An 11,534-nucleotide genomic window follows, 5' to 3' on the forward strand; every position below is an offset into this window, starting at 1 on the left:
CAGGCATCACCCCTGACCTTGTCAGGACGGAGAAATCCTGTTACATAATCCGGGTTAAATTTTTTCTAGAACAGTAGTTATTAATTGATCTATGATCCTGTCTGGTGAACTGGAGAAATTTCCTGAGATCCGGTTGGCAACAATGGCATTCATGCTAAGGACCTCATGCCCTAACATTTTCCCCATGGCATAATAGCCTGCTGTCTCCATTTCGAAATTGGTAAAGGCATGTTTCTGAAAAGGATTGTCTCCAAGTAAATTGAAAATTTTAGGAATGCGAGGTTTTAACCTAACCTCTCTACCCTGTGGACCAAAGAATCCCGGACAAGTAACAGTAATACCAGAAGGAAGGTCTTCTCCAATTTTCGCCAGTAATTTTTCTGAACCAGCCACACAGTAAGGCAGAAATGGGAGGTCCAGACATTTTTGGACATGATTGCTGATCTGACTCTCCAAAACCGTTTGGGGAATATCATAAAAAGCCATTAATGTGTCCAGCCCCACGGCCATAGTTGAAGCGAGTAAGCTACCTTCCGGAAGATCGCTTTGCATGCTTCCAGAAGTACCAATCCGAACGATATTGATTCGCTTATGGCTGGGTTTTGGTTGTCGCGTATTAAAGTCCACATTAAACAAAGCGTCCAACTCTGTCATAAAAATCTCAATGTTATCAGTACCCATTCCGGTACTGATAACACTGATTCTTTTGCCTTTGTACCAGCCTGTATGGCTTACAAACTCTCTATGTGCTGTTTGCAATTCCAGCCTGTCAAAGCGAGAAGAAACTTTGCTTACCCGATTGGGGTCACCTACAGTAATGACAGTTTCTGCCACCTGCTCAGGTTTGAGCCTAAGGTGGTAAATGCTGCCATCAGGGTTGATGATAAGTTCCGATTCAGGTATCGGATTTGGCATGTAGGGTAGCTTTTATTTTGTCCGCATTGGGCTTTTGAAACAGGCCTTTATAAGGATTGTAACCATTGGTGTTTTTCTGGTAGTACCCGGTACCATTATAAGGTCTTCTGTTTGGTGCATCTTTACAGCTTTCGGAGCAGGCACCTTCCATTTCCCAACCACATGATTCACATATAGGCACATGAACATTGCATTCGGGATTAGAACAGTTGACCATTCGGTCGGACAATGTGTCGCAAACAAAGCACTTAGAAACCGTCTTGGGGTTGACCTTATTTACTTCTACAGCCAGTCGGTTATCAAAAACATAGCATTTGCCTTCGAAGTCTTCTCCTCCAGCTTCCATTCCATATTTGATGATCCCACCATGAAGCTGGTATACGTCTTCGAAACCTTGTTCTAGAAGAAATGCAGATGCCTTTTCGCATTTTATTCCTCCTGTACAATAGGTGAGAATCTTTTTGTTTTTGAGATGTTCTAGCTCTTTTACTTTTTCTGGGAAATCCCTAAAGTTATCGATGTCCAGACGAATGGCATTTTTGAAATGACCCAATTCATGTTCGTAATTAGAACGAACGTCAAGAACCACCACGTCCTCTTGATCCTTTAAGGCCTTAAATTCCTTAGGTTCCAAATGCTTACCTGTATTTTCACGTGGATTGAGGTGTCTGAGTCCAGAATGTACGATCTCTTCCTTTGCCCTAACATTGATCTTAGCAAAGGCATGTCCGTGGTGTTGATCAATCTTAAATTCTGTGTCTGCAAATCTCGGATCAGCTTTCACATAAGCCATGTACTTTTCACAGTCTTCTTTTAATCCTGAAACAGTACCATTTAAGCCTTCTGAGGAAATTATTATACGTCCTCTGATATTGTTCTCAACACAGAACAGGTGGTGTTCTTCTCGGTATGCTTCCAAATCCTCGATTTGAGCATAGCAGTAATACAATAATATGTTATAATCCATAACTATAGCCCTGTTTCCTGCAGGGTGTTATTTGTAAATAAATATATGAAACTATTTCTCGATTGCTTGGGCCGGATTACCAAAAACAGTTTGTTTTGAAGCAACATCAGCAATAACTACTGATCCAGCACCCACTCTTGCATTTTTTCCAATTGTGACCCCAGCAACTATGGTTACTCCTGAGCCTATAAATGCTCCTTTTTCTATGGTGACATTGGAATTAATAACCGCTCCAGCACCTACCTGCACAAAATCTTCAAGTTTAGCCTGATGTTCTATTGTGGCATTGGTATGCAATATGCAATGGTTTCCAATCTCAGCACCTGCTCCAATTGTCACCTTGGCATTGATAAAGTTGCCATGACCAATACCCGCATCGGTAGAGATGTAAGACAACCTATGTATTGCATTTACTGGTTGTACCTTTCGCCTGGTATTTAGTAGTTTGACTAAGGTTTCTCTATACTTGGGATCGTCTACAGCTACAAAAGCATCGCATTTTTGTCCAATTAGTTTTAAAAAACCATCGTCCTCAAGTTTTCCCAAAATGGAAATATTGTTAATTTCTTTTTGGTGCAAGGTAGCATCATCATCCAAAAAGCCATAGACTACAACTTCGTGACTATTGAATATTTCTAATGCAGGATGGGCAATTCCCTTTGCTCCAAAGATAATAATCGGTTTTTCCATAATTTTGTTTTTCTAAGCACAAAATTAACGGAAATTACCAATCTATGCAAAAGATCATTTTAAATTAGGTCTGAGTAGATTCTGGCCAATTTTACATTGCAAACACATCCGCTTTTTACAATATTGGTGGTACAGTCCCAGCATACCCTGACTATCGTAAGCATTGGCTGCTGACCAATCCACTTCTTGGAATATACTTATCAGGCTGTTTTTTTCTGCGGAAATTTCTTGTAGTAGGTTAAAGCACTTTTCTTGCCATATAGAAAGATCGGTATACCTTCCATATGAGTACCAAAGGGGTACTATAAAGTTTATTGCCAGTAGATTCATTATTCCTTCAGTTAGTTTACCTTTTGTTGCCCGCAGGTTTGGCTTGCCAAAATGGTAATGCTTTTTCCAGTATTCACTTACAGAAAGGTCAAACATTCGTCCAAAGGATTGGTTACTATCCAATTCATGGAGTACGGAATCAAAAAGATGGGGACTACGATTGAGCAAAGCCGATAGTTGGGCAAGTCTGAAAGAGGGGAAATTGCTTGGTCGGACTTTCATAAACTTCCACTCTGAAGGAAAGAGTTTGTTTTTTAGGCTGTACTTTTTTTCAAGATAATTAAATTCGTATTTAAGGTTTTTTTCATATCCAGGATTTAAATCCAAGGTATTGGTGAACATTCCCGCTTGTCCAAAAATCATCGCTTCAATCTGCATTAAATTCCCTGCATTTTTTTTAATGATCTTGTAAGGAAGGCTCTGTGCTAATTTTAGCATTGGCTTGCTGTTGGTCTTAAAGCCAAAAGAAAAAAATAACCATTGATAGGCTGTTTCTTCCCAGTCGTTTCCATTTTCTTTCAACAGAAACAAAACCATATCACTTTTTTGTTGAAGTCGTTCCACAAGTGCTTTTTCCAGCATGGAAAATTTCAGTATGGAGGGAATTGTGGAAAGGCTGTCGGTACAGAGAAGTTTATTAGGAGAGCTTTGAAGTTTTTGGTAATTTCTAATTACGTCCAGAGGTACCTTTCCATCTAAAACTAAGGTTGGAATAGTGGTTCCGTCTTTTCTTTTCGCTTCTTCATCATGCTGCCATACCACATGCAGTACTACGGCATTGTAGGCAGCATCAGTCTGGTGTTGGTGGTTTTTCCAATCCGATGTACGAAGGTGAATTTCAATATGGCCAAAATGTTTAATACCAGCTAGGGATATTTCTGCCTCTTTAAAATCAGGTCCTTCATGATGGTTGTGGAAGCCGATTTTATGAATAAGTAGGGGCAGTCCATCTTCTGTTTCCAGTGCCTTTTTATCGAAATACTGGTACTTCCATATAAGTTGAAGAAAATCCTCCTGAAAACGAAACATAAGCCAATTTCATGATTGCCTCATGAAATTACCTAAAATTAAAAAGAATACGAAATAAATAGGTTGGATATTCTAATTACAGTAAGTGTCTAGTAGTTTGGACATTGATTCCTGTAATGCCAACGCTTCTCTTTTTGCTGCTTCACCAAAGTCCTTTTCAGAAGAAGCATAAATAATACCTCGAGAGGAATTGACCAAAAGACCACATTGCTTATTCATACCATATTTGGCCACTTCTTCCAGACTTCCACCTTGAGCACCAACTCCTGGAACCAGCAAAAAATGATCAGGTACAAGTTTTCTTACTTCGGCGAAAGACTCCCCTCTGGTGGCTCCTACTACATACATCATGTTCTCGCTTGTTCCCCATTTTAGGCTCTTTTCCAGCACTGAAGCAAATAGTGGTTGATGCGCATTGTTTTCTATCAATTGAAAATCCTGGCTCCCTTGATTAGAGGTCAATGCAAGTAGAATCACCCATTTCCCATCAAATTCTAAAAAGGGGCCTACACTGTCTTCACCCATATAAGGGGCCACGGTGATGGCGTCAAAATTCATTTGCTCAAAGAAAGCTTTGGCGTATAATCTTGAGGTATTTCCTATGTCTCCCCTTTTCGCATCTGCAATGGTAAACACTTCTTTAGGAAGGTATTCCAGTGTTTTGGCTAATGTCTCCAAGCCTGAAGGCCCCATGGCTTCATAAAAGGCCAGATTTGGTTTGTATGCTACAGCCTGATCAATGGTGTTATCAATAATGGCCTTGTTGAAAGTAAAGACGGGATCCTCTTCTTTCAATAAATGTTTGGGTATACGCTGTAGATCAGGATCAAGACCTACACATAAAAAAGAGGATTTTTTCTCTATTTGGGCAAATATTTCTTGGGAAGTCATGTGGTAAAATTATAAAAAAATGAAAGGTTTATTTGAAAACTTTAACATTACCTCAAATCAATAACCTCTACATCCTGATTTTCACTTGCTTTAAATACAAAATAATCGTCAACGATTTTCACATTTGGATTCAATTCCTTGAAGGTATATTTGAAAGTACCGCCTACATCATCTTTGATTTCCCAGGCCAATATTTCATTTTTTGCTTTATCGATGTATAGTTTGATTTTTTTGAACCGCGCATTTTCCTTTTCAGCAGTTAATAGAATCTCATGAGCTGGTACTCCATTAATTTCGCTACTACCTATGAGTTTGGAAATGTACCCTTTTTTGTAAATGTTATAAACATTGGACGGGGTAAGTTCATCAGCATCATCTTCTACATTGTTAATTGTGACCTCCTTGTATTTGCTTGACTTGATCAGTGTCCAAACGGTTTTGCCATCGTTAAATATTTCCTGGTCATTTAATGTGAGTCTGTACTTCTCACCCTTTACTGTTACATTTCCAGTATTGGTCTGAATAAGTCCTTCATCTTCTGTGGAGTAACTGTATTCAAAAAGACCTGTGAAACCATTTAATTTTTTATAGTTTTCACTTACCTTAGATAGTATTTTCACCGCAGAGGCATCACTTTGAGCAAGTAAAACATTTGAAAAGCTGGTGAAAAGAAGAATTATGGTGATAATTTTTTTACTTAACATTTTATAAATCAATATATATTAGAGACTGTTCAATAATTGTTCCAAAGTATTTTCGTCCTGTATCAATACCTCTCTGGCCTTACTACCTTCAAAAGAACCAACTATTCCTGCAGCCTCCAATTGGTCAATTATCCTTCCAGCACGATTGTAACCAAGCTTTAATTTCCTTTGGATTAATGAGGTGCTTCCCTGCTGATGCATCACGATCAATCTGGCGGCATCATCGAATAAAGCATCTCGCTCAGATAAGTCAACTTCTCCCACACCAGATTCACCGTCTTCTCCCACAAATTCAGGCAATAAATAAGCGTCTGTATAGCCTCTCTGATCACCTATCCAATCGCATACAGCCTCTACTTCAGGAGTGTCTAAAAAGGCACACTGCAAGCGGATCACGTCAGAACCCATGGAAAGTAACATGTCACCCATGCCTATCAATTGTTCTGCGCCACCTGCGTCCAGAATGGTACGGCTATCGATTTTACTGGTAACTCTAAAGGACAGTCTTGCAGGGAAATTGGCTTTAATTATACCTGTGATGACATTTACTGAAGGTCTTTGGGTAGCTAAAACAAGGTGTATTCCTATGGCCCTGGCCAGTTGTGCAAGCCTGGCAATCGGTCCTTCGATCTCTTTACCGGCAGTCATCATCAGGTCTGCCAACTCATCGATGACCAATACGATATAAGGCATAAATTTATGCCCTTTGTCAGGGTTAAGCTTTCTGGCAACGAATTTCGTATTGTATTCCTTCAAATTCCTACAACCAGCATCTTTCAAAAGATCATAGCGGTTGTCCATTTCAATACAAAGAGAATTTAAAGTATAAATTACTTTTTTCGTATCTGTAATTATGGCTTCCTCAGCATTGGGGAGTTTTGCGAGGAAATGCCTTTCGATTTTATTAAATAATGTTAGCTCTACTTTTTTAGGATCTACTAAAATAAGTTTAAGCTGAGAAGGATGCTTTTTGTAAATAAGAGAGGCAAGGATCATGTTTAACCCTACCGATTTACCCTGACCCGTGGCTCCCGCCATAAGTAGGTGAGGCATTTTGGCCAAGTCTACAACGAAAACCTCATTGGAAATGGTTTTACCCAAAGCCACAGGAAGCTCTTTGTCACTCTTCATGAATTTTTCAGTGCCCAAAACGGAGCGGGCAGCTACCAATTCCCTGTTCTTGTTCGGTACTTCTATTCCTATCGTTCCTTTTCCTGGGATCGGAGCAATAATACGAATTCCTAATGCAGCCAGGCTAAGGGCGATATCATCTTCCAAGTTTTTAATCTTGCTTATTTTCACCCCGGGCTCAGGGATTATTTCATAAAGTGTTACTGTGGGGCCAATGGTAGCTTTAATTTCCTGGATACCTATTTTAAAGTTTATAAGCGTTTCAACAATCTTGTTTTTATTCTCCTCTAATTCCTGTCTTGTCACAGTGACCTTTTGTTGGTCATATTCGTTGAGCAAATTCAAGGTGGGGAACTGATAACTAGGAAGATCTAGCGTAGGGTCGTATGGGTCGAGGTTTTCCACCATGTCTGCGGTTTTTTCCTCATTTTCTTTGTTATTGACCACAAAGTTTTTTCCCGACAATGGATCTTCAGAGCTGGGGATATCCTTTTTTGTTGTATCTTCTACCTTAAATGCGGGAGCTATAGCCTTGTCCTTTTTGTTGGTTTGGGCTGTTTTGTCAGTATCGGACACTTTCCAACTGTTGGTGTCCGGTTCTTCTTCCTCTTCATGCAATTCCTCAGGTTCATCCTCCAATGGCTGACTATCAAAGGAATCTTCTTCTATGCTTTCCGAATTAAATTCATTTTCAATGGGGGCCTCATCGGTTGATTGGGAAGTTTCTTTCTCTGAGGTAAACCAATTGATTTGATCAACATTAAAAAACACGATCACAAATATCAATAGGCTGCCAAAGATCAGGATAAATGTCCCCCAACCCAGAAAGGCATCGGATAGCTTGGCAAGTTCATAGCCAAAGCCTCCGCTAAGGAAAGCCAGGTAGTTAAAGCCATCAATCAGGTGCACCAAATAGCCCATCAACAAACCAAGCCAAACCAAAAAGAAAAGCGAGAAACCTGCGTAACGGGTAAGGGAAACCAAGGAGTCCTTGAAGGATAATTTGTATCCCAGAAAGAATAAAAATGGTGGAAAGAACAATGCTGCGATCCCAAACCAACGGTAAATCATGAAATAACTCATGACTGACCCGGTATAGCCGAGTAGGTTTTGGGTTTCACCCGCTTTGGTGCGAAGCGGCATTCCTGAAGCGTTTACCAGGCTTTGATCAGCTTGACCAACAAATAAGTAGCTTAGGAAAGCCAAAAACATAAAAATGGAAAGCATCATAAAGATGATACCAAAAGATAAACTCCAGCGCTTATCGTTAAATAAAGCAAAGTTAAATTTTCTTTTACTTTTAGGGGCTGGTTTTCCAGGTGTTTCCTTCTTCTTAAATGTGTTTTTTTTGTACGTATTTGCAGCCATGGTGCTTCCTTTCTCCGCTGTAGGGATGTAATTTAATGCTTGCTTTGGTAATAAAAAAGTTCTGTTAGTTCACTGAATTATTTATCAGGCCTTTTTTCAAGCGCTTAATTAAGCTGGGCCCCTCATAAATCATACCAGTATAGACCTGAACCAGACTAGCCCCAGCTGCTAATTTTGCTTTCGCATCTGCTACGGTAAAAATTCCTCCAACACCTATGACCGGAAAAGCATTGCCAGAGTTTTGGGTAAGGTAACGGATAACTTCATTACTTCTGTCGTTCAAGACCTTGCCACTGATTCCTCCGGCACCTATCGCTTTTACTTGATCTGCAGGCGTAGACAATAGGTCTCTGTCTATGGTCGTATTGGTAGCAATTACTCCAGCGATCTTTGTTTCTTGCACTATTGAAATGATATCGTCAAGCTGCCCATCTGTTAGATCCGGAGCTATTTTCAATAATATAGGTTTGGGCTTGTCATAGGTAAGGTTGGCCTCATTTACTACGGCCAATAATTTCTTTAATGGCTCCTTCTCTTGTAATTCCCTCAAATTGGGAGTATTGGGGGAACTAACATTTACCACAAAATAATCTACATGAGGATGCATGGCATGCAAACAGAAAAGGTAGTCCGATATGGCATCTTCATTGGGCGTAACTTTATTTTTACCAATATTTCCTCCAACTAAAACATCAGAATTTTTATTTTTTAGTCTTTCCACAGCAGCGGCCACGCCACCATTGTTGAAGCCCATTCTGTTGATCAATGCTTCGTCCTTTGGAAGGCGGAACATTCTTGGTTTTGGATTTCCATCCTGAGGTTTTGGGGTTAAGGTTCCTATTTCAATGAAACCAAATCCCAGTAGTGACATTTCATCAATAAGCTTGGCATCTTTGTCAAATCCAGCGGCCAATCCAATTGGGTTTTTAAATTTTAAGCCAAACACTTCTCTTTCCAGCTCTTTGTGTTCAAATCCGAAATTCGCCTTTATTGCTTGTTTAAGCAGAGGCAAGTTGAACAGGGTCTTGATCCAGGAAAAGGTGAAATGATGCGCAGATTCCGGATTTTTCAGAAAAAGAAGGGGCTTTATAATTTGTTTGTACACGACGTTGGATTTTTCTCAGCCACAAAAATAACGCAATTCTTTGACAATCGTCGGGTATTGTTCAAGCAATGTGATAGATTATAATTTAGATGAAGTGAAAAAGGACAAACCTATTGTTCCTTATTGGTTTAGCTTAGGAAGATTTAGGTTTATCCTCAGCAGTGTTATAAAATCCAGACCAGCTTGGAATGGGATTTAGATTTTTGAAGGATTTCTGAAATACTTTTTCTTAAGCCAAAAGGAGACCCTAACCAATAGAATTAATGCTGGTACTTCTACCAATGGCCCGATTACACCTGCAAAGGCTTGTCCGGAATTCAACCCAAATACAGCGATGGAAACAGCTATCGCCAATTCAAAATTATTGCCAGCCGCCGTAAATGCAACAGCTGCCGTTTGGTCATACTTTGCGCCCATTGCTTTTGTAAAGAAAAAGCCAATGATAAACATCAAGGTGAAATACAGTAGCAAAGGGATTGAAATGAGCAAAACGTCCATCGGAATTTCTACAATCAATTCGCCCTTTAAGGAAAACATTACCACGATTGTAAACAATAAGGCGATCAAAGTCATGGGAGAGATCTTTGGAATAAATACATTATTGTACCATTCCTCACCTTTAAGTTTAACTAAAATGAATCTGCTTAAAATCCCCATCAGAAATGGGATGCCCAAATATATGGCAACGCTTTCAGCTATGGTTGCAATCGAAATATCCACTATGGCACCTTCAAAACCAAAATAGGGAGGAAGTACGGTTATAAAAATCCAGGCGTAAAAGCTGTAAGCAAAAACCTGAAAAATACTGTTTAAGGCCACCAAACCGGCCCCATATTCAGCACTTCCTTCTGCAAGGTCATTCCAAACCAGTACCATGGCAATGCACCTGGCCAATCCAATAAGGATTAGTCCAACCATGTATTCAGGGTAATCCCTTAAAAAAGTGATGGCCAATAAAAACATCAAGACCGGGCCAATAATCCAATTCAAGACAAGGGATATGGATAGGATTTTTGTGTTTCTGAAAACCTTGGGTAAAAGAGAATAATTGACCTTTGCCAAGGGGGGATACATCATTAAAATTAACCCTATGGCAATGGGAATATTGGTTGTTCCACTATTGAAGGCATTGATGATTTGAGGAAAGTTTGGAAAAAAATTGCCAAGTGCAACCCCAAATGCCATGGCCACAAAAATCCAAAGGGTTAAGTTTCTGTCTAAAAACCCTATTTTTTTTGCTGCCATTTTATAATTTGATTTGAGAGAAAATGTAGTAGCATTCAGTTGCAATCTGTAGGCTTCTTTCCTGGTATTTTTCCGCTTGCTTAGGAGTGTTGTCAAATGCTTTAGGATCGTCAAAAGTTATCGGTATCCGTTTCTCTGCCCCTGAGATATTGGGGCAAGCTTCATCTGCCTGTGAGCAGGTCATGATGGCAGCAAAATCAGATTTGGGATTGAATTCATCGTCTAAGCTTTTGGAAAACCCTATGATAGGATGCTGATTTTGAGAATATTTTATGCTGTAAATTGGGTTATTATCTTCTGAGATAGCTTTAATGTGAAACCCTGAGTTTTTTAGGGTTTTGGCCACCATTGGAAAAAGCGCTGTGGCTTCTGTTCCTGCGGAGCAGCAAAAAACATTCTTTACCCCGAAATAATAAGCCATCGTTTGTGCCCAGATCTGGGACAAGTGGCTTCTCCTCGAATTGTGGGTACATATGAAATTAAGTCTAATTTCCTTTTGATTGTCAACTTTGACCTGAATGAAATCAATTAAGGGTTTTAAAACGGATTTGCGTTCATCCGTGATTTCTTCAGGATTTAAGTTTTGGATGGTATTTATTAATTCCGGAAACAATGTAGACTGAGTTGCTTGCATTGGTAGTTTGGTTGGATTAGGAGTTTTCATCTATTTATTGCTATAATACGATTAATCAAATAAAATTTTTTTAGCAGCAATTTGGTTTATTTGAAATGTCCTGGTCTAGAAATTCAGACATAAGCGATTTCATGGCGGCCCATTTCTCCGTATTGATACAATAGCAAACGCTAGTGCCTTCTACATTACCTTTAATTAAACCCAGGTGTTTTAGTTCCTTGAGGTGTTGTGATATGGTAGGTTGAGCCAGTCCGATTTCATTCACAATATCTCCACAAACACAAGAATCTATTTTGAACAAATATTGTAATATGGAAACTCTAGCGGGATGCCCGAAAGCCTTTGCAAACAAAGCGATTTGGTTTTGTTTGTCGGTAAATTTCTCTGTTTTTGCTAGTCCCATTTTTCCTTGCTATTTAATTGCAATATTACGATAAATAATTAAATCATCAAAATAGGATATGGTTCTTTAAAGTGAATGATTCATTAAATTTAAAGAGGTAATATATTTTGCTTGGTAAGGGC

At 39.4% G+C, this 11,534-nt stretch carries 11 protein-coding genes; all 11 read right to left on the reverse strand.

The genetic code is table 11. The features are described from left to right. Positions 1–54: 54 nt before the first annotated feature. Positions 55–915, reverse strand: a complete 861-nt coding sequence (locus AC13EX_RS18095; RefSeq protein WP_482893785.1) for a nucleoside phosphorylase — start codon at positions 913–915, stop codon at positions 55–57. Continuing rightward, the gene (gene trhO, locus AC13EX_RS18100; RefSeq protein ID WP_048641715.1) at positions 896–1,882 is read right to left on the reverse strand and encodes an oxygen-dependent tRNA uridine(34) hydroxylase TrhO; all 987 of its coding nucleotides are present in this window, start codon (positions 1,880–1,882) and stop codon (positions 896–898) included. The genes AC13EX_RS18095 and trhO overlap by 20 nt, the downstream gene beginning before the upstream one ends. A gap of 51 nt (positions 1,883–1,933) precedes the next feature. Beyond that, a complete protein-coding gene (locus AC13EX_RS18105; RefSeq protein WP_048641716.1) occupies positions 1,934–2,572 on the reverse strand; it encodes an acetyltransferase in 639 nt (212 codons plus the stop codon). A 54-nt stretch (positions 2,573–2,626) separates the two neighbouring features. Further along, complete coding sequence (locus AC13EX_RS18110; RefSeq protein ID WP_482893786.1) at positions 2,627–3,931, reverse strand: DUF2851 family protein; 1,305 nt, start codon at positions 3,929–3,931, stop codon at positions 2,627–2,629. Between the two features lie 72 nt (positions 3,932–4,003). Then, entirely contained in the window at positions 4,004–4,822 is an 819-nt protein-coding gene (gene pyrF, locus AC13EX_RS18115; RefSeq protein ID WP_482893787.1) for an orotidine-5'-phosphate decarboxylase, read from the reverse strand. Positions 4,823–4,869: 47 nt separating this feature from the next. Beyond that, the gene (gene lolA1 / locus AC13EX_RS18120) at positions 4,870–5,526 is read right to left on the reverse strand and encodes an outer membrane lipoprotein periplasmic chaperone LolA1 (protein ID WP_048641719.1); all 657 of its coding nucleotides are present in this window, start codon (positions 5,524–5,526) and stop codon (positions 4,870–4,872) included. Positions 5,527–5,544: 18 nt separating this feature from the next. Next, positions 5,545–8,025: an FtsK/SpoIIIE family DNA translocase gene (locus AC13EX_RS18125; protein WP_048641720.1), complete on the reverse strand. Its 2,481-nt coding sequence runs from the start codon at positions 8,023–8,025 to the stop codon at positions 5,545–5,547. A gap of 64 nt (positions 8,026–8,089) precedes the next feature. Further along, the gene (locus tag AC13EX_RS18130; RefSeq protein WP_482893788.1) at positions 8,090–9,130 is read right to left on the reverse strand and encodes a quinone-dependent dihydroorotate dehydrogenase; all 1,041 of its coding nucleotides are present in this window, start codon (positions 9,128–9,130) and stop codon (positions 8,090–8,092) included. Positions 9,131–9,325: 195 nt separating this feature from the next. After that, the gene (gene arsB / locus AC13EX_RS18135) at positions 9,326–10,375 is read right to left on the reverse strand and encodes an ACR3 family arsenite efflux transporter (protein WP_482893789.1); all 1,050 of its coding nucleotides are present in this window, start codon (positions 10,373–10,375) and stop codon (positions 9,326–9,328) included. A 1-nt stretch (position 10,376) separates the two neighbouring features. Continuing rightward, the gene (locus AC13EX_RS18140; protein WP_482893790.1) at positions 10,377–11,039 is read right to left on the reverse strand and encodes an arsenate-mycothiol transferase ArsC; all 663 of its coding nucleotides are present in this window, start codon (positions 11,037–11,039) and stop codon (positions 10,377–10,379) included. Between the two features lie 40 nt (positions 11,040–11,079). Continuing rightward, positions 11,080–11,412 (reverse strand): ArsR/SmtB family transcription factor, encoded by a 333-nt coding sequence (locus AC13EX_RS18145; RefSeq protein ID WP_048641723.1) that lies wholly within the window; start codon positions 11,410–11,412, stop codon positions 11,080–11,082. Between the last annotated feature and the right edge of the window lie 122 nt (positions 11,413–11,534).

Source organism: Cyclobacterium sp. L-R (assembly GCF_056859355.1).